General features: G+C 40.5%; 22 protein-coding genes. 15 read left to right on the forward strand and 7 right to left on the reverse strand.

The annotated features are described in order from the left end of the window. Positions 1-38: 38 nt before the first annotated feature. Positions 39-971, reverse strand: coding sequence for a tRNA dihydrouridine synthase (locus J500_RS10990; RefSeq protein WP_004995844.1), 933 nt, complete (start codon positions 969-971; stop codon positions 39-41). An 80-nt stretch (positions 972-1,051) separates the two neighbouring features. Beyond that, complete coding sequence (locus tag J500_RS10995) at positions 1,052-1,861, reverse strand: cytochrome C assembly family protein (protein WP_004991147.1); 810 nt, start codon at positions 1,859-1,861, stop codon at positions 1,052-1,054. Between the two features lie 196 nt (positions 1,862-2,057). Between J500_RS10995 and ffh the strand changes: the two genes are divergently transcribed. The 3 genes from ffh (at position 2,058) to J500_RS11010 (ending at position 5,128) form a co-directional block, all read left to right on the forward strand. Next, entirely contained in the window at positions 2,058-3,467 is a 1,410-nt protein-coding gene (gene ffh / locus J500_RS11000; protein ID WP_004991146.1) for a signal recognition particle protein, read from the forward strand. Between the two features lie 149 nt (positions 3,468-3,616). Then, the gene (locus tag J500_RS11005) at positions 3,617-4,426 is read left to right on the forward strand and encodes a hypothetical protein (RefSeq protein ID WP_004995846.1); all 810 of its coding nucleotides are present in this window, start codon (positions 3,617-3,619) and stop codon (positions 4,424-4,426) included. 135 nt (positions 4,427-4,561) lie between these two features. Next, positions 4,562-5,128, forward strand: coding sequence for an RBBP9/YdeN family alpha/beta hydrolase (locus tag J500_RS11010; protein ID WP_004995848.1), 567 nt, complete (start codon positions 4,562-4,564; stop codon positions 5,126-5,128). Here the strand turns inward: J500_RS11010 and J500_RS11015 are convergent. Together J500_RS11015 and J500_RS11020 are read right to left on the reverse strand one after the other, a co-directional pair. Next, positions 5,086-5,844 carry a pantothenate kinase gene (locus J500_RS11015; RefSeq protein ID WP_004995851.1) on the reverse strand — a complete coding sequence of 253 codons (759 nt, stop codon included), beginning with the start codon at positions 5,842-5,844 and terminating at the stop codon, positions 5,086-5,088. The genes J500_RS11010 and J500_RS11015 overlap by 43 nt on opposite strands. Continuing rightward, a complete protein-coding gene (locus tag J500_RS11020) occupies positions 5,841-6,608 on the reverse strand; it encodes a biotin--[acetyl-CoA-carboxylase] ligase (RefSeq protein WP_004995852.1) in 768 nt (255 codons plus the stop codon). The genes J500_RS11015 and J500_RS11020 overlap by 4 nt, the downstream gene beginning before the upstream one ends. A gap of 30 nt (positions 6,609-6,638) precedes the next feature. Between J500_RS11020 and J500_RS11025 the strand changes: the two genes are divergently transcribed. From J500_RS11025 to ligA, 5 genes are all read left to right on the forward strand, one after another. Further along, positions 6,639-7,442, forward strand: a complete 804-nt coding sequence (locus J500_RS11025) for a sulfite exporter TauE/SafE family protein (protein WP_004995854.1) — start codon at positions 6,639-6,641, stop codon at positions 7,440-7,442. 246 nt (positions 7,443-7,688) lie between these two features. Beyond that, positions 7,689-8,384, forward strand: a complete 696-nt coding sequence (locus J500_RS11030) for a GntR family transcriptional regulator (protein WP_004991137.1) — start codon at positions 7,689-7,691, stop codon at positions 8,382-8,384. A 254-nt stretch (positions 8,385-8,638) separates the two neighbouring features. Continuing rightward, entirely contained in the window at positions 8,639-12,085 is a 3,447-nt protein-coding gene (gene smc, locus J500_RS11035) for a chromosome segregation protein SMC (RefSeq protein WP_004995859.1), read from the forward strand. A 1-nt stretch (position 12,086) separates the two neighbouring features. Then, positions 12,087-13,133 (forward strand): cell division protein ZipA C-terminal FtsZ-binding domain-containing protein, encoded by a 1,047-nt coding sequence (locus J500_RS11040; RefSeq protein ID WP_004995864.1) that lies wholly within the window; start codon positions 12,087-12,089, stop codon positions 13,131-13,133. Positions 13,134-13,229: 96 nt separating this feature from the next. After that, positions 13,230-15,269, forward strand: coding sequence for an NAD-dependent DNA ligase LigA (gene ligA / locus J500_RS11045; protein ID WP_004995867.1), 2,040 nt, complete (start codon positions 13,230-13,232; stop codon positions 15,267-15,269). 102 nt (positions 15,270-15,371) lie between these two features. Here ligA and J500_RS11050 read toward each other — a convergent pair whose 3' ends face one another. Next, positions 15,372-16,427, reverse strand: coding sequence for an SDR family oxidoreductase (locus J500_RS11050; protein ID WP_004995870.1), 1,056 nt, complete (start codon positions 16,425-16,427; stop codon positions 15,372-15,374). A gap of 335 nt (positions 16,428-16,762) precedes the next feature. Here J500_RS11050 and ftn point away from each other — a divergent pair, with 335 nt between their 5' ends. Then, positions 16,763-17,227 (forward strand): heteropolymeric bacterioferritin subunit Ftn, encoded by a 465-nt coding sequence (ftn, locus tag J500_RS11060; RefSeq protein WP_004991126.1) that lies wholly within the window; start codon positions 16,763-16,765, stop codon positions 17,225-17,227. 41 nt (positions 17,228-17,268) lie between these two features. On the opposite strand, the gene J500_RS11065 is transcribed toward ftn, so the two are convergent. Beyond that, positions 17,269-17,853: a peroxiredoxin gene (locus tag J500_RS11065; RefSeq protein ID WP_034699616.1), complete on the reverse strand. Its 585-nt coding sequence runs from the start codon at positions 17,851-17,853 to the stop codon at positions 17,269-17,271. 139 nt (positions 17,854-17,992) lie between these two features. Here J500_RS11065 and J500_RS11070 point away from each other — a divergent pair, with 139 nt between their 5' ends. The 6 genes from J500_RS11070 (at position 17,993) to bioD (ending at position 23,083) form a co-directional block, all read left to right on the forward strand. Next, positions 17,993-18,346, forward strand: a complete 354-nt coding sequence (locus J500_RS11070; protein ID WP_004995876.1) for a DUF6176 family protein — start codon at positions 17,993-17,995, stop codon at positions 18,344-18,346. Between the two features lie 42 nt (positions 18,347-18,388). Then, positions 18,389-19,111, forward strand: a complete 723-nt coding sequence (locus J500_RS11075; protein ID WP_004995877.1) for a hypothetical protein — start codon at positions 18,389-18,391, stop codon at positions 19,109-19,111. 97 nt (positions 19,112-19,208) lie between these two features. Then, positions 19,209-20,546: an adenosylmethionine--8-amino-7-oxononanoate transaminase gene (bioA, locus tag J500_RS11080; protein WP_004995878.1), complete on the forward strand. Its 1,338-nt coding sequence runs from the start codon at positions 19,209-19,211 to the stop codon at positions 20,544-20,546. Next, positions 20,533-21,690 carry an 8-amino-7-oxononanoate synthase gene (locus J500_RS11085; protein ID WP_004995880.1) on the forward strand — a complete coding sequence of 386 codons (1,158 nt, stop codon included), beginning with the start codon at positions 20,533-20,535 and terminating at the stop codon, positions 21,688-21,690. The genes bioA and J500_RS11085 overlap by 14 nt, the downstream gene beginning before the upstream one ends. Then, positions 21,687-22,445, forward strand: a complete 759-nt coding sequence (gene bioC / locus J500_RS11090; RefSeq protein WP_004995881.1) for a malonyl-ACP O-methyltransferase BioC — start codon at positions 21,687-21,689, stop codon at positions 22,443-22,445. The genes J500_RS11085 and bioC overlap by 4 nt, the downstream gene beginning before the upstream one ends. Further along, positions 22,442-23,083, forward strand: coding sequence for a dethiobiotin synthase (gene bioD, locus J500_RS11095; protein ID WP_004995882.1), 642 nt, complete (start codon positions 22,442-22,444; stop codon positions 23,081-23,083). Before bioC ends, bioD begins: the two co-directional genes overlap by 4 nt. A gap of 73 nt (positions 23,084-23,156) precedes the next feature. On the opposite strand, the gene J500_RS11100 is transcribed toward bioD, so the two are convergent. Beyond that, on the reverse strand, positions 23,157-24,308 hold the full coding sequence (locus tag J500_RS11100) for a hypothetical protein (protein ID WP_228128171.1): 1,152 nt from the start codon (positions 24,306-24,308) through the stop codon (positions 23,157-23,159). Between the last annotated feature and the right edge of the window lie 32 nt (positions 24,309-24,340).

Raw genomic sequence — 24,340 nt, forward strand, 5'->3', positions numbered from 1 at the left:
ATAATTTAGAAGATTAGCCTTATCAAACACTTGAGAGATTATGGATGAGATTGTAATTTTCCCACAATTTCATCCAGCGTTTTCAGCCGTTTGATCTCATTCCAGAGTGCTTTGGCCTCAGGATAAGCTTTGCTCATCATGCCAAGCCATTGCTTATAACGTCCGACCATGCCAATTTCAGTCTTAAATACACCGTTGACAAAACGCAGTTGTAATTCGACTAAATCTTGCCAAGAAAGCAATGCTTCATCTCTATTTTGGCGAATACATAAGGTTAAATCTGGTGTGGTTACTGCACCACGTCCAATCATCAAATCCTGACAGGCTGATTGCTGCTGGCAAGCTTTGGCATCGGCATTATTCCAAATCTCACCATTGGCAATCACATTGATCTTTAACGCATCTTGAATCGGCTGAATTTTTTCCCAATAAGCAGGTGGGGTATAACCATCAGCTTTGGTACGGGCATGAACGGTGAGCCAACTGGCACCTGCGTCTTCAATCGCATGGGCATTATCTAGAGTATGGCGTTCATCCAGATAACCCAGACGCATTTTGGCGGACACAGGAATATGTGCAGGAACGGCATCCCGAACGGCTTTGACCAGTAGGTGCACCACATCGGGTTCATCTAATAAAATCGAACCACCCCGATGTCGATTCACGGTTTTGGCAGGGCAGCCAAAATTTAAGTCGATCGCAGGCGCGCCTAGCTCTACGACTTTGGCTGCATTGGCCGCCAGCATTTCAGGATGATTTCCTAAAAATTGCACATGGACAGGTGTACCTGCGGCAGTTTTGCCATCGGTGAGCAGTTCAGGACAATAATTATAATAGACATGATCAGGTAAAATGCTTTCTGTGACGCGAATAAATTCGGTTACGCACCAGTCAAAACTGCCTGTATGCGTCAGCACATCTCGCATAATTGGATCGGTTAATCCTTCCATTGGTGCAAGAACTAGCTTCACGTCAACATTACCTGAAAATAAAAACAGCGTTTATACGGCATCTGTATAACGCTGTCTAGTCTACGCTGCAAATTTAAAAATTAACGATGCAAAATCATTTCCAGTACAAATTTACTGCCAATAAATCCAATCGCCAACAGAATAAATCCGATTAAGGTAAAACGAATGGCCTTTTCTCCACGCCAGCCAAATTTGGCATGACCCAACAACAGCGCGCCGTAAATAAACCATGAAATGATACTAAACGCGGTTTTATGCGCCAGATGTTGTCCGAAAAAGTCATCAATGGTAAAGAAGCCAAACAATAACGCAACGGTAAGTAATACAAAGCCAGTTCGTAGTAAATCAAATAATAAGGATTCCATCGCCTGAAAAGAAGGCAATAAATTGACCCAGAAACGGCTTTTTTGTTTCTTTTTCAGTTCCTGATTTTGAAACCACATCAAAATAGAGTGAATGGTGGCCATCAACAAAACTGCATAAGCGGATAGAGACAAAATAATATGTAAATCTAGCCCGAGCGAATGCTGCTCCATAAATTGATTGGGTTGGCTAAAGACAAATCCGAGAATCAAACCCATCGCTGCGACAGGAATCCCGATCAAATTAAGTGCAAGCGTGGGACGAAAAGTACTAAAAATCAGACTTAAGACCAACATCAAACCTGATGTAAACGACATCAGATTAAACACATCATAATTAATTCCCATTGGTGTGAGCATATCCTGAGACAGCACACCTGCATGCAAGATGAGACCTAAAGCCAATATCAAGCCTAGAAACCAATGATTTGGTTCACGTTTTGACATCAGACTCATAAACAAATACCAAAATGCGGTGGTATATGCGATGAGTGCCAAAATGGTGTAAACCAATGGAAGACTAATCATGTCAAACCTTTATTCGGGAGTTGGAGCTTCATTCGATCATTCAGTGTTAATTATAAATGAATATCATCAGACCCTAAAATTCATCTACATAAGATATAAATTCGCGGCGAACTACAGTATCCTATAGCATCTATGCATAAATTTTCTATTTTGAGAAAGATTTTTTTGCAACTGGCCATTTTTAGCGGATTTTGCAATGTTTGATACCTTAACAGAACGACTCACGCAGAGTTTAAGAAATGTTACTGGCTCAGGGCAACTGACCGAAGACAATATTAAAGATACTTTACGCGAAGTGCGTATGGCGCTTCTTGAAGCTGATGTTGCGTTACCTGTAACTCGCGAATTTATCGCAAAAGTTAAGGAACAAGCATTGGGTCAAGAAGTAATGACTCAGCTCTCTCCGGGTCAGGCTTTTGTCAAAATCGTCTATGACGAATTGACCAAAATGATGGGTGAGGCCAATGAAAGCCTTGATCTATCTGCCAAACCTCCTGTGGTTGTACTCCTTGCAGGTTTGCAGGGGGCGGGTAAAACCACCACTGCGGCAAAACTGGCGCGATTCTTAAAAGAACGTCAAAAGAAAAAAGTCATGACTGTTTCTGCGGATGTGTATCGTCCAGCAGCAATTAAACAGTTACAAACGGTATCCGCTGAAGTCGGTGCTGATTTTATTCCGTCCGATGCTTCAGAAAAGCCGATTGATATTGTCAATCGTGCAATTGAGCAGGCAAAGATTAAATTTGCTGATGTATTGATTGTCGATACCGCAGGTCGTTTACATGTGGATGAAGACATGATGGGCGAAATCAAAGAATTACACGCAGCGGTCAAGCCAACTGAAACCCTGTTCGTGGTCGATGCCATGACAGGACAGGATGCGGCCAATACCGCCAAAGCCTTTAATGATGCTTTGCCTTTGACGGGCGTCATTCTGACCAAAACCGATGGTGATGCGCGTGGTGGTGCAGCACTTTCAGTTCGTGCGATTACGGGTAAGCCGATTAAGTTCTTGGGTATGGGTGAAAAGCTCGATGCACTTGAGCCATTCCATCCTGAACGTGTCGCGCAGCGTATTCTCGGCATGGGCGATGTGCTTTCGTTAGTCGAAGAAGTCGAACGCAAAATCGATAAAGAAAAAGCCGAGAAAATGGCGAAAAAATTGCAAAAGGGTGGGTCTTTCAATTTGGAAGACATGTTAATGCAATTTGAGCAAATGAAAAAAATGGGCGGCATGATGGGCTTTCTGGATAAACTTCCAGGCATGAGTAATTCAGGTATTCAGCAGGCGATTGAGCAAGCCAATCCTGAAAAGCAAGTCAAGAAAATGGAAGCCATTATCCAGTCAATGACGCCCAAAGAACGTAAGCACCCAGATATTATTAATCCAAGCCGTAAAAAACGTATTGCGGCAGGTTGTGGCATGGATGTTTCTGAGATTAATAAACTGCTGAAACAGCACAGCCAAATGGCCAAAATGATGAAGAAATTTGCAAATCCATCAGGCATGAGCAAAATGTTACGTTCATTAGGTGGTATGCAAAAACAATTTGGCGGCGGTGGTGGTATGGGGCCATTGTTCGGCGGCAATGACGATAAAAAATAATGGATTTTCCATACAACTAAAGGCGCTTGATGCGCCTTTTTTGTTTTGATTTATACAAGATTTCTATTAAAAAAACTAACTAAATCAGCAAATGGAATTCTTGTCTTGTGGTAAAGTAGGATAGAGAAATAATAAATATTAAGAGTATTATGGATCAACAAATAGTAACGATTGTGGTAGCTTTTATAGCTGTTTCAGGCACTTTGCTTGCAGGATATATTAATAGTAAAACATCGTACAGGATAGCATATGAAAAACTAAAAAGTGAGGAAAAACAAAATGATATAAAGATTAAAATTGAATTAAAAAAATTATTGTATTTGGAATATTTTGAAAATCTTTCCAATGTTCATACTTGGTTGATTAGAATCATAAATGAGCCAGACATAAGAAATAACAATCAATTTATAAACCTCTTTTCTGCATCTACTAATAAAATTAAATTAGTAGCATCCAGTAATATTGTTGTTAAAATATTTGATATAGAAAAAAACTATCTTATTGTGTATTTATTTATTATGCAGGAGATAATTGATATCGTAAAGAAAGAAAATGAATATAAAGATAATGTAGCTAAGTTAGATTTACTTAATGCAGATGTGCACGAATTAAAGCAATTATTGCAAAGCATACCCAATAATGAGAAATTGTCGAAATTTGAATTAAGTGAAAGAATTACAAATAAGTATAATTCTCTAGTTGAACTAATAGAACAAAACTTAAATGTACATACGATTTTACTAGAATTTAGAAATGAATTAATGAGAAAATGTTTAGATAAAATGCAAGAAATAGATTCATTAAATAATGACTTAATTCTACTCATGAGAGAGGATATTGGTTTAATAAATGACAATCAATTGTTTGACTTTATTCGTGAAAAAGGTAGTTATGAAGTGCGGGGTAGAATAAGTGATATTTTGAATAAAATTAATTTAGATTTAAAAGTAAAGGATTAGATCTTTAGGTGGTAAGTATTTGTCATAAATTGCGCCTTTTTTTATCACAACAAAATCACTACTTTTTTCAGGTGATGTGTCCTTTAAACTGAATCAATTAAATAAAAAATATTGAGTATTGGGGAACCATAAAAAATGAAAAATGTTTATATTATTCACGGTTATCGAGCCGTGCCTGAAGATCACTGGTTTATTTGGCTGGAACAACATATCCAGCAAGCAGGCGCTACAGCCGAACGGATTTTTTTAGCCGATTCAGCACATCCCGATCCAGAAGTTTGGCAGGAATGTTTAAATGCGCAATGTAGCGTACTTGATGAAAATACTATTATTGTGGCACATAGTTTAGGCTGTTTGTCGAGTTTAAATTTTTTGAGTAAAGCCCTTCAACATTCATCAATCGCAGCAGGCATCTTTGTCTCAGGCTTTACTGAAAAACTCAAAGCAATCCCTGAGCTCGATACTTTTATCGAGTCACAACGATTGGACGATAAATTACTACGCCAAAAGATCCTACGCCGTTATGTTTTTTTATCGAGTAATGATCCTTTTGTCCCGCCGCCGTTGAGCATTCGTTTGGGGCAACGCCTGAATGCACAACTATTAGAAATCAAACAGGCAGGACATTTTATGCAGGAAGATGGTTATACAGCCTTTCCTCAACTTTGGGATGTATTACGTCCTTTGCTCAGCGAGTCATAAGCGACATAGCGTTGCAAGCCTTTGAGCAACAAGTCTTCCTCAACACGAGGCTGATATTTGTGCAAAAACTTGGCAAACAGAGGGGCATCACCGCCAGTCAGTACCAATTGTCTTGGTGATTGTTTTAAAATATGTTCAATAGCACTTAATAGCCCCAATAAAATACCATGATGTACTGCATCCACCGTATTTGTACCTGGTTCAAGATTATCAAACGCTGAGTCTGGAATTTTAATACCTTTGGTATTTTGAATGAGGGCGTCACGTTGCAAATATAAATTTGGCAGAATATAACCGCCCAAATGTTGCAAACCTTCATTCAAATCAATCGTTAAAGCGGTTCCACAACCAATAATACAAAAATGTTGATCGGGTTCTGCCAGTGCCAAAACCTGTAACCAGCGATCAATCCCCAGTTGTTCTGGATGATCATAACCACAGCGTAAGCCTGCGTATTCCTTATGCACCCGTGCAAAGATCACGGGAATACCCAATTGACTCAGAATGGTCTGAATACGCAAATTATTGACTTTATCTTGTACCGAAGATATTCCTACTTGCTGCAATTTTTGGGTTTTAAAATGTTGAATTAAACCGAGTAATAAATCGGCAGGGGATTGTAAATGTAATTCCGCAGCATGTTCAATAATCTGATCTGAATCCGTAATCCAGTATTTAAGGCGAGTATTTCCCACATCTAACCAAAGTTGTTTCATGTTTGGTTATCCTGAACTGCGATGCGACGCATCCGACCTTGATAGAATGCCTGTTGTTGTCCATCCGTTGAAATAAGAACAGCGCCCTCCTGATTAATGCCCTCAAAATGACCTGTCACTTGTCCTTGATGATGTTCAAAATGAACGAGTTCCTGCATAAATGCGGCATGATGGTTGAACCGTTCTGCAAGATTGTAACAGCCATGCTCAAACCATTGCGCGGCTTGCTGAATGGCTAGATAAAGCTGTGCAATGACTTCCATACGATCAAGATTGTTTAGACCAAAATCAGTGAGTGAGCTGATCGGTTGTAATGGATCTTGTGATTCAGGGGTAAACAAATTGATACCCACTCCAACGATGGCCTGATGTGCTGATAATGGCTCAACTAAAATTCCGCCCCATTTGCCTTGTTGGCTATATAAATCATTCGGCCATTTGACTTGCAGATTTAGACCCTGTAGCTTTGGCATTTGCAAAATATTCAATGCAACTTCAAGCGCTAAGCGACCGTCTAAAGGTGTCTGTGAGTTGATGAGTGTGCTGAGATAAATATTGCCTTTTGGGGAAATCCATACTCGTTGATGTTGCCCACGCCCTTGCGTCTGGGTTTCGCTACAGATCAAAATGGACGAAATATTTTTTTGAGCCAATTCACGGACATCGTCATTGGTCGATATGGTCGTTTGTTTCAAAATAACAATGTCAGGCACTTGTCCAGCATCGCTTAAGCGTTGTCGTAGTTGACGAGTTTCTGCATCCATGTTCAGTTTTATAAAGTTGGAAAATCAGGTATGGAGTTAATCATATATTTAGCCATCGGTGCAATCGCTGGATTTGCTGCGGGCTTGTTTGGTGTGGGCGGTGGATTAATTATTGTCCCGATTCTTTATATTGTATTTACCCAGCTTCATTATGATCCCGCGATCATTATGCATATGGCGTTGGGAACTTCTCTGGCGACCATTATTGTGACCTCAATCAGTTCTGTGATGGCTCATCATAAACGCGGTGCGGTGTTATGGCAGGTATTTCGCAATCTGGCACCGGGTCTGGTGATTGGTTCTTTTTTAGGGGCGGGCATTGCCGATCTTTTGTCTGGACAAAATCTGCAAATCATCATTGGAATCTTTGCGATTTGGGTGGCGTATCGAATGTTTAAAGGTGCCAACGTGATCGTGGATGAAACACGACACTTGCCTTCAGCGCCGATGCAAATGCTTGCAGGTGGAGGTATTGGGATTGCCTCGGCGATTTTTGGGATTGGAGGTGGAAGTCTGACTGTACCTTACTTAAATCGTAATGGCGTGGTCATGCAAAAAGCAGTCGCCACCTCAGCTGCATGTGGCTTACCGATTGCGGTTGCGGGTGCAGTCGGCTTTATGTGGTTTGGTATAAAGCAGCATATTCATATTCCCAATGCCATTGGTTATATCCATATTTATGCATTTTTAGGCATTAGTATTATGAGTTTTATCACCGCAAAACTCGGTGCCAAAGTCGCGCATATGTTGTCACCAGCCATGTTGAAAAAATGTTTTGCTTGCTTACTCACCGTCGTTGGAACTTATTTTATTTATCAGGGATTCGTTCAATAAAAAGCACCCAAGATCATCCATTCCAAGTCACTAAAATCCAGCTTTAAATGATGATTTTAAATGATGAATTTAGTGGCTGAGGAGGTGGTAAATCGCATGATATTTCCGATGATCTGAATATCGAATTGGCTCAAAATGCAATAAAATTGTTAGACAATGACATAGTCAGCAATCCCTAGAATCAGTTAAAACAATCACAATAAATGGCAGCGGAACGCCAACGTAAAAATCAGAAACAGGTGATTCATGAAACTTGAAGAGACAGAGAGCCTGTCGGAGCAAATTGCAAAACATATTAGCGATCAGATTATTACGGGTGAGCTGGTTGAAGGTGAGCGCATTCAAGAATTGCGTATTGCCAAAGAATTGGACGTGAGTCGAGGGTCTGTCCGTGAAGCGTTATTGCTACTGGAACGTACTCACTTGATTCATATCTATCCACGTCGCGGCGCGATTGTTTCGGAAATGTCTTCTCAACAAGTCAAAGCTTTGTTCGATACCAATGTGTTGGTGTTGGGTCATATTGTGCAACGGATTAGTGAAACGTGGCGTGTACATGAGGCTGAGCAACTGCAACAGCTTATGGAGCATTTAGCTGAGCAGGTTAAGGCAGGCGACACTGAAAAATTTTATGATGGTATTTTTCAATATCTGGCGGTGCAGCATGATATGGTGGCAAATCCTTATTTGATGAAATTTTATAAGGAGTTATTGCCTTCATTACGCCGTAGCTACTTTTTGACGTTGAATACGTCACGTCGTGAATTACAGGAATCTTTGGCATTGTTTAAATTGGTCGCAGATGCAATTTTGATCCGAAAATCACATCAGGCAACATTATTCATGGAAGATTTTTGTCGTCATTTACGAAATTTGGTACTGGATTCATTGACTCGAATGAAACAAATTGAGTTGGCTTGGGCGCGTCGTTCTCGTCGTTAATGTGATTGGATCGGTTACACAAATAGAATGCCAATCTTAAATGATCTAAAAATTTGACGATATTTTAGCTTATCGTCCTATTTCTGGATAAAATTGTTCAACTTCAGCCTAAAAAAAATCCCTATTCAACCGCATTCATTTTAAAATAGCCTGTTATCGAGATTCGACTGTGTCCAAAATATTGAAATCAGATGATAGAAACTAGATGATTGAAATATCTTGGGCAAATAAAAAAAACTTTTGATCAGGACATTATGCGTTTAAGCAGTTTAAAACTTGCAGGCTTTAAGTCATTTGCGGACTCATCCACTTTACAATTTAAGGCAAATCGTACCGCGGTGGTTGGCCCGAATGGCTGTGGCAAATCCAATGTGATTGATGCTATTCGCTGGGTGATGGGCGAATCTAGTGCCCGTCAATTACGTGGCGGCAGCATGCAGGACGTGATTTTTACTGGAACTGCAAAACGTAAACCTGTTAGTGTTGCCAGTGTTGAGCTGCGTTTTGACAATACCTATGGCAAATTGGGCGGTGCTTACAATGCCTATAATGAACTGGCGGTACGACGTCAGGTCAATCGTGATGGAAAATCTGAATATTTCTTAAATGGAACACGCTGCCGACGTCGTGATATTACCGATATTTTTTTAGGAACAGGTTTAGGGCCACGCTCTTATGCCATTATTGAGCAGGGCATGATTAACCGTTTGGTCGATGCCAAACCTGAAGAAATGCGGGTGTTTATCGAGGAAGCCGCAGGAGTTTCACGTTATCAGGCACGTCGTCGAGAAACTTTACAGCACTTAGAGCATACCGAACAAAATCTGTCACGTTTAGAAGATATTGCCTTAGAACTCAAATCACAACTCAAAACACTCAAACGCCAGTCTGAGGCGGCGGTTCATTACAAACAGCTTGAACAGCAAATTAGAACGTTAAAAATCGAAATCCTGTCGTTTCAATCTGCGCAGTCAGGTCAGCTGCAGCAAGAATATACGCTGCAAATGACCGCTTTGGGAGAAGAGTTTAAACTGGTTCGTTCTGAGCTGAACACTATTGAACATGATCTTGAAGCCAGCAGTGCCTTATTTCAAAAGCTGATTCAACAATCGACTCCGCTGCAACATGAATGGCAACAGGCTGAGAAAAAACTGGCTGAATTGAAAATGACGCTGGAGCAGAAACAAAGTTTGTATCAACAAAACAGTGCGACTTTAACTCAGCTAGAACAACAAAAATCCCAAACCAAAGAACGCCTACAACTGAGCGAGCTACAGCTTGAAAACTTATTGACGCAATTGGATGAGCACACAGAACATTTAAATGCTTTTGAGGCCAATAGCCAATACAGTGAAAATCATTATCAGGATTTAAAATCTCAACACCAACAGGCGCAAGAGCAGTTCAACCATATTCGGCAGCAAGTCGACAAGCAACAACAACAGAAAAACCAGATGTCGCTGCAACTTGAGCAACTGAGCAAAAGTATAGAACGCCTCACCCAACAGAAACACACACTGGACACTCAAAGCTTGCAAATCGCGGCGCAAGTCCAAGATGATGAGTTGCAACATCTCGAACAACAATTGCTTGAGTTGACGCAACAAATGGTGATGCTTGAACAGCAGATTGAACAGGCCGAACAGCAATTACAGTTGCAGCAACAACAGCACAATCAACTCAAGAGTGAAATTCAGCAACACAACAATCAAATACAAGTGTTGCAGGCGGAACAAAAAAATCTCAATCAATTGGTGGCAAAACAAAGTCCGAAACAATCGGATGCTCTACGGTTGATGTCGGTGTTGCAGTTAACGGAAACAGGCAAAGCGCATGCCAGTCTGATTGAAAAATTACTCAGTCAATGGGTGAATGCCCGTTATCTTGAACAGAATGCCACTTTTGAACCAGAACTAGCACGGCAAATTAAAGCCTCAGCGCTTTCTAAAAAATCATCCCAATTGACATTAATGCCATTTTCGAACTGGATTAAAACCCCGCAGTTATCGCTATGGCAAAATATCTGGTTGGCAGATGATTTGAATCAGGCTTTAGCGTTGCAGACGCAGCTTGAATCTGGACAGAGCATCGTGACGTTGGATGCTTATCATGTCGGGCCGGATTGGGTGATTGCACTGGATTATGATGAAGACAGCCAAAGCAGTGGGGTGTTGAGTCATCGGATTCGACTAGATGAAATTGTACAGCTTCTTGCAAGCTTGGAACCAGAACTTGAGCAATTAGCTTTAAAAGGTTCAGAACAACAACAGCAACTGAATATACAGCTTGAGCAAATTCAACAATACAAACATCAGTCGAAGCAACAGCAACAGCGACAGCAACAACTTGAACTCAGTATCACCAAACATCAAAGTGCGGCGCAGGCTTTTGTGTTGCAAAAGCAACAACTACATGAACAATTAAAACAACTGGAAGTTCAGCTTGAAGATGATGCTATGCAGCGTGATGATTTGGATATTGATTTACATGCTTTGAATTTAAAGTTAGAGGCTAGCTTACCAGCTTATAAAACCCAACAATTTCAGCTCGAAACTTTAGCGGAACAACTGGATGATCAGCAGCAGCAACTGCAAGAGCAGCAGCAAGAGCGTGAAAATGCACGTCGAGGCGTTGCACAAACGCAACAGCAGATCGAACTGCTTGAGAAAGATCTCAGTTTTTTAAAAACGCAATATCGCCAGATAATTGAACAAATAGAACAGGCAAAGAAATTTGTCGATCCAATTCAGTTAGAGTTGCCTGTACTTGAGTCCGAGTTTTCTGAACAATTCCAACAAACCGAAAAGCTTAAAAAAAGTTGGACTGAATGGCAGATTGAACTAAATAGCCTACAGGAAAAACAGCAGCATTTGACCGAGCAGCGCCATCAAACCCAACAACGTGATGAACAACTGCGCGAGCAACTGGAACAAAAACGGTTGAGTTGGCAAGCGGCGAAATCTGATCGGGAACATTTTCAGGAACAACTCAAGGGTTTGGGTAGTGAACCTGTTCTTGGCTTAAAACTTCATTTAACAGAACATCAACAAAGTCTGGAAAAAGCACAACGGCAATTTGAAAAATTGGGTGCAGTCAATCTGGCGGCATCTGAAGAATATCAAGAAGTATCGCAACGTTTTGAAGAGCTTAGCCACCAGATTCAAGACTTGGAAAATACGGTATCGCAGCTCAAAGATGCAATGAAAAGTATTGATCAAGAAACCAGAAAGTTATTTATGACCACCTTTGATCAGGTCAATACCGAGCTTCAGGAATTATTTCCTAAAGTATTTAGTGGGGGAGAAGCGAGTTTAAGTCTTGAAGATGACTGGCAATCAGGTGTAAAACTAATGGCACGCCCACCTGGAAAACGTAACAGTTCATTGGCGTTATTGTCAGGTGGTGAAAAAGCATTAACGGCGCTGGCTTTGGTGTTTGCAATTTTTCGGCTGAATCCCGCACCTTTTTGTGTCTTGGATGAAGTTGATGCACCGCTAGACGATGCCAATGTGCAACGGTTTTGTAATTTGGTAAAAGAGCTTTCTGAACAGGTGCAATTCATTTACATTACACATAATAAACTTGCAATGACAATGGCGACCGATTTACTAGGGGTGACCATGCCTGAACCTGGTACCTCAAAACTGGTTACTGTTAATTTGGAACAAGCAAAAGAATATGGGTTAGTTACGGAGTCATAGTATGGAAGTTACCACTATTGTGGGCATAGTCGCCGCCATTATTATCATGATTGTCGGTTTAAGAATGGTTCTTAGAAAACCTGCTCCAACCGAACCCTCATTAGAAAGTGCATTACATATTGATCCTGAGAGTAATCAGCCGATCATTCCACGACATGTGCGTGATCAATTGCCTGCTGAAACACCTGTAGAAATAACAGCTCAAGAATCAGAGCGTAAAGAGCCAGCTTTGCAGGATATCCCAGAAACTCTCGAAGATCAGGCGGCGAAAACATTGACTTCGCCTGAACTGAGTGAGGATAAGCTGGATAAAGAAATGGCATCTGTTGACTTTAAGACGGAAGAGACCACCCTCAAGATTGAACAACCGCTAGAACAGCAAGTGACTGTAGTCGATGTTGTTGAAGCCGTTCCTGCACCAGATGCAGAGCCTGATCTAGCTAACATTGCTGTGCAAGCTGATGAGGCGCAAGTTCAACATGCCAAGAAAATCGATGAATTTCAGCTTAATCCAGAAATAGAAGCAGCAACCATTGCAGAGTTTGATGGCGAAAGTAACTTACTGGATGTGCATTTACACGAACAGCAGCTTTTCGATGATGAAAGTGCTTTGGCCACAGCGCAAGAAATTGTGGCGTTGAATGTATATCCGAACCCTCGTCGTGCATTGTCAGGTGATAAGACCTTAAAAGTATTGCTCAAATACGGTTTGCGTTTTGGTGAAATGGCATGTTTTCATCGTTACGATAAAACGGATGAACCAAGTCCACTGATGTTTTCAGTATTACGTATGACTGATAATGGGCCTGCTGGGTTTGATCTTGAAACTTTATCGAGCGAACAGGTACAAGGGTTGGCATTTTTCCTTGCATTGCCACATCAGGATGCTTTAAAAGGCTTCGATATGATGACCAGTATTGCAGGATTAATTGCACGGGAAGTGGACGGTAAAGTCTTTGATGAAAATAATCTCGAATTTACCCCACAACTGAAAGAACATTGGCGTCATCATGTGATTGACTATCGCTCAACGCAGGAAACTGCTTAACGGTTCCAATTGAACCCCTTTTATAGTGCTTTTATTGCAACGCATAGTCGTTGCAACTCTGGGCGGATTTTCCGCCCTTTTATATGGTGAGTTTTTATGCTGAAGAATAGCGATGTCATTGCGCAAATGCGTCAATTAATTCAACTGATTGCCAAACATAATCATGCTTATTATGTGATGGATCAACCGAGTATCAGTGACAATGAATATGATCAGCTATTTCATCAGTTAAAAGCTTTAGAGCAGCAATATCCTGAGCTATTACAACCCGACACCCCCACCAATAAAGTCGGTGGTCAGGCATTGAGCAAATTTGAAACGGTGACCCATGCCGTACCGATGCTGTCTTTAGGCAATGTATTTAATCAGGAAGAACTGTTTGCTTTTGCCCGTCGAATTGAGGAACGCTTACCCAATCAACAGGTTCAATACGATGTTGAGCTGAAACTGGATGGTCTGGCGATTTCACTGTGGTATGAAAATGGTGTTCTGATCCGAGGGGTGACTCGCGGGGATGGTGAAACTGGCGAAGACATCAGCCAAAATGTTAAAACCATTCGTAATCTTCCAAAATACTTAAGTCATAATCCTGTTGAAATCCCGCGCTTACTGGAAGTTCGCGGCGAAGTGCTAATGCCGAAACAGGGTTTTGAACGCTTAAATGCCGCCAATGAAGCCAAAGGAGAAAAAACTTTTGCTAATCCGCGTAATGCCGCCGCAGGAAGTTTAAGGCAACTTGACCCGAATATTGCAGCATCACGCCCCTTGGCTTTTTATGCCTATGGGATTGCGCAATGTGAGCCGCATCATGGTTTGGCGAGCATGCATGAAAGTCTGCATTGGTTAACACAGTTGGGTTTTGAAATCGCTGAACGCCAATTTTTATGTTCATCGATTGAAGAAGTTCAGCAGCGTTATGAACAAATCCAACACGAACGTCCGAATCTGACTGTTGAAATTGATGGTATGGTCATCAAGGTCGATGATCTGAAACAACAACAGCAACTTGGTTTTCTAAGCCGTGAACCACGTTGGGCGACAGCTTATAAATTTCCTGCCGAAATTGCCCGAACCACGGTTGAAAATATTGATTGGCAAGTGGGTCGAACGGGAACATTGACCCCCGTGGCGCGTTTGCAGCCTGTATTAGTGGGTGGCGTGACGGTATCCAATGTGACCTTGCATAATATTGGCGAAATTCATCGTCTGGATGTGCGCGTAGGTGATCAGGTCAGTGTGTATCGTAGTGGTGATGTGATTCCTAAAGTTGAACGAGTCTGGCCAGAGTTTCGTCCTGCGGATGCACAAATCGTTCAATTACCAGAAAACTGTCCAGTCTGTTCCTCTCCTGTGGTAATGCCAGAAGGTGAGGCTTTGGCACGTTGTTCAGGTGGTTTGTATTGTGCTGCGCAACGGATTGAAGCGATTCGACATTTTGTATCGCGTAAGGCGATGGATATTGAAGGTCTGGGCGACCGTTGGGTTGAGTCTTTATTGCATCTGAATCTTTTAAAAGATGTCGCAGATATTTATCATTTGTACGAACATCGCGAGACTTTACTCAGTATTGAAAAAATGGGAGAAAAGTCCGTTCAGAACTTGATGGATGCGATTGAAGCCAGTAAAAAAACCACGCTGGCACGGTTTATCTACGCACTTGGAATTCGTGGTGTTGGGGAAACCACTGCACGAATGCTGGCCAATACTTTTCAAACTTTTGATGCATTAAAAAATGCTGACATTGAAGCCTTGAAGAAAACGCCTGATGTGGGGGAAATTACCGCCGAATGGATTTTTGATTTCTTTTTGGCTCCGCATAACATTGAAGTACTTGATCGTTTATTGGCTGCTGGTATTCATTGGGATGCACCGACTGCTCCAACGCGTCAACCATTAAATGGTGAAAGTTGGGTGGTGACCGGTACATTGTCTAGTATGGGGCGTGATGAAGCGACACAGCGCTTACAAGCTCTGGGTGCGCGTGTCAGTGGTAGTGTTTCCAGTAAAACCAAATGTGTGGTTGCTGGCGAAAAAGCAGGGAGTAAGCTTGATAAAGCCGAAAAACTCGATATTCGTGTCATGAATGAACAGGAGTTTTTAGAGTTTTTGGCGCAATACGACATTAATATGCTGTGACTCATTATGCCATGATGCGTTCATCTGGATTAAGGTGAACGTTCAGGCTATTGTCTTATCTACCGTGATGGTGATGTCGCATGCTCTCTATTCACATTTGCGCTATCCCCGTTTTTTAATCAGACCATCATCCAGCAATTGCTGGAAATGTTCACAAAGACTTTGCTGAATATCTAGATATTCGATACCAAGTTCTTCCTGACTGCGTTTTGAGTTGAAATAAACAGGATAGCCAACATTACGCTGTACAAATTTGCGAGATTGACCAAACAGTGGTGCGAATAAAGAGAAAACTGCTTTAGGAACTGTGAAGTGCGGGAATGGATAACGATAACCGAAACGCTGAGTCAATATTTTTCCCATTTCAAGAAAGCTTAAAGTTCCTCCTGAGATAATATAACGTCCATTTGCCGTTGAAGAAAATGCAGCTGCAACATGGGCATCTGCGACATTACGGACATCAACAATTCCCATCCAGATTTCAGGGGCACCAAATAAAAGTGTTCCATCACCAAACTTTTCCAATAGCTCAACACTGCCAGATTGTGTAGCTGTTGTAAGAGAAGGTCCCATCACCAAAGCGGGATTGATACAAACTAGCGACCAGCGATCCTGCTGCTCCGCCATTTCCCATGCTTTACGTTCTGCTGCGACTTTGGAATAAGAATAAGGTTGATGTGTCTCACTACTACTGTTATTCCAATGACTTTCATCAAATTCATGGTTGGCTGTGTCTTCAATTTCGATGGCATCTCCACAGATTGCGGCGATACTTGACGTTACCACAACACGTTTGACTGTTGTCGTTCGATTGGCTGTTTCAAGGACATTGATGGTACCGTTGACCGCAGGTTCAATAATATCTTTCACCGCATCTTTATAGTTGCTGATCACAAAAGGAGATGCAGTATGAATCACAATTTCACAAGCCTTCATGGCCTCGTCAAAAGCATGGGGTGTCAATAAGTCGGCTTTAAAAAAATAAATTTGCCCGGATGATTTTTTTGCAATTTCGGTGAGATGTTGTAGTTTTTCTTTTTTAGACGGGTCACGCACAGTTGCATGTACGATATAACCTTGCATGAGTAAACGTTCAATAATCCAGCCAGCTACATAGCCTGTAGCACCCGTCACTAAAATCGGTGTGTTCTTATTCATTTTGCGGCCTATTAGGGTTTTTGCTCTATTTTATTTAACGAAATTTTCAGAAATATACAATCAGGTGCAACATATATTTTCATGAAAACAGATGAAATAAGAAGCATTGTCTTTAGTTACAAAATAAAAAAACAAGAAATGAATGCAATTTTGAAGAAATTTTTCTCTAAAAAGGGTGCAAACATTTATTTTTTCACAATAAATTTTCCAATTAAAACTGTAAATGCGTATGTTTCTCATTTTAATTTTATAAAAATCATAAACTTACATCATTTTTACTTTGCAATCATTTTTAAACTTGACCATAATATTCATATTCGAGAGGAGAATTACAAATGCGCGGCAATCCAGAAGTCATAGACTATTTAAATATGTTGATCGGTGGCGAACTGGCTGCCCGTGATCAATACCTGATCCATTCACGTATGTATGAGGATTGGGGTTTAAGCAAAATTTATGAACGTATCGATCATGAAATGCAAGAAGAAGCTGCACATGCGGATTCGATTATTCGCCGTGTGTTATTCCTCGAAGGCAAGCCTAACATGAACCGTGATGATATTGTCACTGGTGAAGATGTTGTATCTTGCCTCAAAGCAGATTTGGCGCTTGAATATCATGTTCGTCAGAAATTGGCAGATGGCGTGAAATTGTGTGAGGAAAAAGGGGACTATGTCAGCCGTGATATGCTCCGTTCACAAATGTCAGATACTGAAGAAGATCATACTTACTGGTTAGAAAAACAGTTACGTTTGATTGAATTGATGGGCTTACAAAATTATATTCAATCACAGATGTAAGATTAAAAAACTCAGCTTCGGCTGAGTTTTTCATTTTGATATTATGGTTTTTGCTGTAAACGTTTTACATCTTTAAGCACTTCATCAGCATGCGTTTGAGTGTTGACGCTGGTGTAGTGATAGACCACAGTACCTTTGGGGTCAATTAAAAAACTTTCTCTTTTGGCGATTTCCATAATCCCCATATTTCGCACAATGCCAAATTTTTCGGCTAACTGATGATCACTATCTGCCAAAATGGGAAACGTGAGTCCTAATTTGTCTGAAAATTTCTTATGTGAGGCAACATCATCCAGACTTACGCCCATGACCACGGCATTCGATTGTGTAAATTGCGAAGAAAGCGCTTTAAAGCGATTGGCTTCCTGGGTACAACCAGGAGAGTCATCTTTGGGGTAAAAATACAAAACCAGCCACTTGCCTCGAAAATCTTTTAATTCGTGCCAGATTCCATTTTGATCCTGTAATCGAAACTCAGGTGCAGGCTGACCCACCCATTGTTTTTGATCTGTACTGGATTTTGAAAATATCTCATTGGCAGCATGTGTGAAATTGATCAGTCCTGTGGTTAAACAGAGACTGATTAAGCTTGTTCTCAATATTGTTATTGTGCGCGTCATTTTCATGTTTATTCAAAAGCCCATTGGAAAAGCCTAAATCCCAGTTTAACAAAATCAACTTTGAAATGTACTAAGAAATTTTTGCTTTTGTGATTCGGTCTATGCATATTAGATCAATCAAAATAAATAAAGTGAAAGAAGATCAATGGACGTTGGTGCAGCACTGATTAAATTAAAGCCCAATAATACATGGTCAAAAGTTGAAACATGGCAACAACAGCTTGAGCAGCGCAAAGTTGAAGCGATTGAAACGCTTCAAGCCGAAGGTGTTATAGTTGAATCATGGTTTCATATCCAGATCGAAGGGCAGGGTTATTTAATTGCTTATATGCGAGCCGTCGATTTAGTCAAAGCGCAACAAATAGCTAAAACCAGTCCTTTTGAGATTGATCAAGTTCATCAACAATTTAAACGAGATTGTTGGGAAAAAGTGATTCCTGCAACTTTGTTACTTGATCTGGACAATAATGAGCAACCCCGCAATCAAATCACCGAATAAAAATGGTTATACTTTTTCAAGTGAAAGGCACAGAGTAAGACATTGAAACAACGTATTCTTCTCATTACAGGATGGGGTGGCGGTGAGAAGCTATTAAACCCCTTAAAACAGTTACTTGAACAACAAGGCTATACCGTTGAACTCAGTAATATTTTTAATGCGCTAGATGAGCAGGTTTTAGCACAACAGGTAGAACAAGCTATCAAATTTGATGTGATTGCAGGATGGTCATTGGGGGGCGAGTTAGCCATGCGCTTGGTACATGACGTTGCTCTCAAGACAGGTCAAAACAAGACTTTGATTACGATGGCCTCTAATCCAAGTTTTGTGGCACATGAAAATTGGCGACATGCGATGTCGATAGAAGATTTTCATCAGTTTAAGCAGTCTTTTGAGCATGATCCGATTACGACTCTGAAGCGTTTTGGTTTGCTGGTGACCAAAGGTGTTGAAACAGCTAAATCTGATTTTAATACGATGCAAACCATGTTGCATGCGCAGCCCATGTCGCTATTAAAACAAGGTTTAGCGATACTGGAACAATTTAATCTAGTTGATATCTTAAAAAATTATACAGGTCGTCAGCTTCATCTCTTTGCAGATCATGATGCGCTAGTTCCTTGCGAAATTGTGCAAGATATGCAGAAGATTAATGCAAAATCAATTCAGATTGTGACCGTTGAAAATGCTGCACACAGCTTTCCGTTCATTCAGGTCGAAAAAACTTGCAATGAAATTACGAAATTTATTGAATCATCAGTTTAAGCTTTAAACGAAATGGTGTTTATCGCAATATATTTTCAAAGTCTGCACGTTTAATATGTAGTTTCATATTGAAAAGGTACATCAATGGAGTCAATGGATGAGTGATCAGTTTGATTTGGAGCATATCTGGCATCCTTATACCTCCATGCTTCATCCATTACCTACCTTTAAAGTCAAACGTGCCTATGGCGCAACCATTGAACTTGAGGATGGCCGTCAGTTGATTGATGGCATGTCTTCATGGTGGTGCGCAATTCATGGTTATCATCATCCTGAACTCGATCTTGCTGTGAAGCGTCAACTCGACCATATGGCACATATCATGTTTGGTGGTCTCACCCATGAGCCTGCAATTGAACTGGGAAAATTACTACTCAAAATCACGCCGCCCAGTCTGGATAAAATTTTTTATGCTGACTCAGGTTCAGTTGCGGTGGAAGTCGCCATGAAAATGGCGGTTCAGTATTGGTCATCAAAAGCAGGGTCATCAAAAGCGGGATCTTCAAAAGCCGAATCGGACACAACCCTCAAACAAAAGACCAATTTTATCACCACACGTTCTGGTTATCATGGCGACACTTGGAATGCCATGTCGGTTTGTGATCCTGTCACGGGCATGCATCAGATTTTCGGAAATAGTTTATCGCAACGTATTTTTGTGTCTGAGCCGCAAAGTCGTTTTGATGGTGAATGGAATCCGCATGAACTTGATGAAGTGGAGCAAATCTTAAAACTGCATCATCAAGAATTGGCTGCATTTATTATTGAACCGATTGTACAGGGCGCAGGTGGAATGCGCTTTTATCATCCAGAATACTTAAAACAGCTCCGCAAGTTGTGCGACCAATATCAGTTACTGCTGATTTTTGATGAAATTGCCACAGGTTTTGGTCGGACTGGAAAACTGTTTGCGTGGGAACATGCACAGGTTGAGCCCGATATTATGTGTCTTGGTAAAGGACTGACAGGTGGCTATATGACTTTATCAGCCACGCTTACGACTAGGCAGGTCGCTGAAACCATTAGTGCTGGTGAAGCTGGTGTTTTTATGCATGGCCCCACTTTTATGGCGAATCCTTTGGCCTGTGCCGTTGCTTTGAGAAGTACTCAGTTATTGCTCGAACAGGATTGGCAAGCCAATATTCAACGGATATCTGAACAATTACAATCATTGCAGATTTTGTCTGCATTGGAATACGTGGCAGATGTACGTATTTTAGGGGCGATTGGGGTGGTGGAACTCAAGTTCAATGTCGATATGAAAACCTTGCAACAGCAGTTTGTTGAGCGTGGGATCTGGGTGAGGCCTTTTGGTAAATTGGTGTATGTGATGCCACCATATGTTATTTCCAAAGACGAGTTAAATTTCCTGCTAGAACAACTGATTGACGTGGTACAACAGATGCAAGTTGAGGTGAAACATGGCATTGCTTGATCATTATCAACAGCAGCTTGATCAGCTTAAACAGACTGGAAATTTACGCCAGTTTACCGCCAATGAGCAACACGGTGCTTATATTGAGATTGCAGGAAGAAAGATGCTTAATCTTTCCTCCAATGATTACTTGGGCTTGGCTGCAAATGTTCAGCTACGTGAGGAATTTTTAGATCAGCAACCCATTCAACGCTGTTATTTTAGTTCATCTTCATCGCGCTTGCTGACAGGTAATTTTGAGGAATATGAACAGTTTGAAGCGAATTTAAGTCAGGCATTTTTAGGTCGTGCTTCGCTGCTCTTCAATAGCGGCTACCATATGAATATCGGAATTTTGCCTGCTTTAAGTGACAGTAAAACGCTGATTTTGGCTGATAAATTGGTACATGCCAGTATGATCGATGGCATTCGTTTGTCGTCTGCCAAATATGTACGTTATCGGCATAATGATCTACAGCATCTCACTCAAATGCTTGAAAAATATCATGATGATGCCGACATTGAGCGCATTATTGTGGTGACTGAAAGTATTTTTAGTATGGACGGGGATGAAACGGATCTGTCTGAACTGGTGAAGATTAAGCATGGTTTTGATAAAGTCATGCTGTATGTGGATGAAGCACATGCGATCGGTGTTCGTGGTGAGCAGGGTTTGGGTTGTGCCGAGCAATATAACGTGATGGCTGATATTGATTTACTGGTCGGTACCTTTGGAAAAGCCTGTGCCTCAGTAGGCGGCTATCTGATATGTGATCCAATAATTCGCAGCTATTTGATCAACACTATGCGTCCATTGATTTTTAGTACCGCTTTGCCGCCGATCAATATTGCATGGTCGGATTTTATCTTTAAAAAAGTCATGGCAGCTAAGAGCGAACGCTTACATTTACACAAGATCAGTCAGGATTTACAATCGGCAATTGTCGCAAAAGGTTATCATAGTCCATCGACCAGCCATATCGTGCCGATTATTGTCGGAGCAAGCCAAACAGCAGTAGAAAAATCTCAAAGCGTACAGCAACATGGTTTTTATGCGATGCCCGTTCGTCCTCCCACTGTGCCGCAGCATAGCGCACGGCTCAGAATTTCATTAACATCACTGATTCAGTCTGATGATCTAGAACGATTGGTAGCGTGTTTGTGAATCTCAATAAATCCCTGATTGCCCAGCGTTTTGCCAAAGCGGGACAAAGCTATACTGAACAAGCGGTTATCCAAAAACAAATCAGTCAGCATTTGTGCCAATTGATGCAAAACCATTGTCCTGAAAATTTAGCGCATGTTTTGGAAATTGGCTGTGGATCGGGCAATTTAACCCATCAATTGGTTAAAAATTTTCAAATTGAACAGTGGTATCTGAATGATTTGTATCCACAAGTGCAGCAACATTTTCAGGGTCATTTACCGATCCAATGGATGATTGGGGATATTGAAACACTGGATTTGCCCGCAGCTTTAGATGCAATCGTGTCGAGTTCAGCCCTTCAGTGGATTAATGACTTACCTGCATTATTAACACGTTGTTATGATGTATTGAAAGCGCAAGGCTGGTTATGTTTTTCCACCTTTGGCCCTGATAATTTTACTGAAATTAAACAGCTTACTGGGCAGGGTTTACAATATTGGTCGATTGATGACTGGCGACAACAACTTGAAAAAGTAAACTTTGAGGTTGTTGAGCTAAGCCAACAATCTTTATATATGCGGTTTGAAACCCCGAAAGCGGTACTCAAACACCTTAAAGCCACTGGTGTGACTGGGGCATCTGTACAGCAACAACGCTGGACAAAACAATCACTTACTGAATTTTATCAACGCTATCAACAATTTCAGCTAGAAAATCAGCAGTATTCTTTGACCTATCATCCTATTTATTGTATCGCACGGAGAACAGCATGAGTGCTTTAGTTTATTTTGTCAGTGGGATTGATACGGGAATTGGTAAAACTTATGCCACAGGTTATCTGGCGAAACTCTGGAATACACAAGGGCAGTCGACCATTACCCAAAAATTGATTCAGACTGGAAATGTGGATGTTTCTGAAGATATCGAAAAACATCGTGACATTATGGGGACAGGCTGGTTGCCAGAAGATCATGAAAAACTGACTATGCCTGAAATTTTTAGTTATCCTGCTTCGCCGCATTTGGCGACACAACTTGATGGTCGAGACATTGATTTTGATAAAATTGAGAAGGCGACTAAAACCCTACAACAGCGTTTTGATATGGTGTTATTAGAAGGGGCAGGTGGGTTAATGGTTCCCTTAACGACAGAACTGCTCACCATAGATTATATTGCACAAAAACAGTTTCCTGTAATCTTGGTCAGTTCTGGGCGTTTGGGTAGTATTAATCATACTTTACTCAGTTTGGAAGCTTTAAAACAACGAGGTTTATCGCTTTATGCACTTGCCTATAATCTGAATGATGAATCTCAGGATGAAATCATTTCAAAAGATACAGCACAATATTTAAAAAATTATTTAAAACAATATTTTTCAGAAGCGAAATGGATCGATATTCCTAAGTTATAACAGAAGTTTTAATCAAAGAAAAAAGGCTTTATCTATAAGATAAAGCCTTTTTTGATAAATAATTTAGATTACATTATTTATAATAGGTTTGGATTTTTGCAGAGATAAACTCGTAGGCAGTTTTGTTGAATAATGCGTGTTCACTAGGAGTTTCATAATTAATATAATCAGGTGTATTACTATTTTGTAAACCATAGGTTGGTGAAAGAACGTCTCCTTTTATGCTCCATTCGCCATCATAGATTTTTCCATTCATTTCAATAGCAGGATCAGCTGCACCATATACTGGATTTCCATTTGAATCGATACTATAAATTACATTTAAGCCGCCTACTGTATCATGTTTATATTTATATGATGATTTTCCATAAAGTGCATTAAACCATTCATCTAGAGTTTGAAACTTAGTTGCATTATCTTCGGAAAAACTAAATTGATTGTCATCATAAATGGCAGATTTTGGAAGATAAATAATTGAACCTTGTGGGAAGGTATCAGTACTGTTCATTAGATTATTTAAAGCCTTATCTTCACGCTTTAGAATATTCCCAACTTGATCATTAATATAGGTATATTCAACTGCTTTTGGATAGCTCGTTAAAATATTATTTGGTAAAATGTCTTTAATTTTCTTACCAGATAAATCAATACTTTCAAAGGTATAATCTAATTTATTTACGGAGAAATTGCATTTATCATTAAATGATGCTAGTGATAATTTTAAGTTACTTGATGTAGTAAGATAACCAAGAGGCCAGCCATTATTTTGTTTTTGATATGTTTTAGTGGTATAGAGACCTGATGAATTTAAATTATAATCAACGGGTTTACTTTGTTCATTAGTTTCAATTTCTGTAAGACTAAGATTATAAATTGGAAGATATTCTGAATATAACATTTGTCCACTAAGAGAAATTTTCTCCGCATAGATTCCATTTTTTTTGGTCTCCATAAATCCAGATGAATCTCTTTGCATGATGTTCAAATAATCGATGCTATACAGAGAATCATCAAAAATAGATTTAGCTGTTAAATTGGAATTTAGTAATACACCTCGATTGCATGAGCCTTGATTTGTTGTATTACCAGATGAATTGTTATTTCCAGTATTGGAATTATTTGATCCAGAAGTCATTCCAGAATCACTTGATCCACCACCCCCACAGCCTGCTAAAGTCGCTAAAGATACTGCGATTGCTAAATAAGATATTTTTTTCATCATCATGAACCTATTGTTGTTGGATTGTTTCATTTTGT

Origin of the sequence: Acinetobacter sp. 479375 (assembly GCF_000581715.1) — a bacterium.
Classification (GTDB): domain Bacteria; phylum Pseudomonadota; class Gammaproteobacteria; order Pseudomonadales; family Moraxellaceae; genus Acinetobacter; species Acinetobacter ursingii.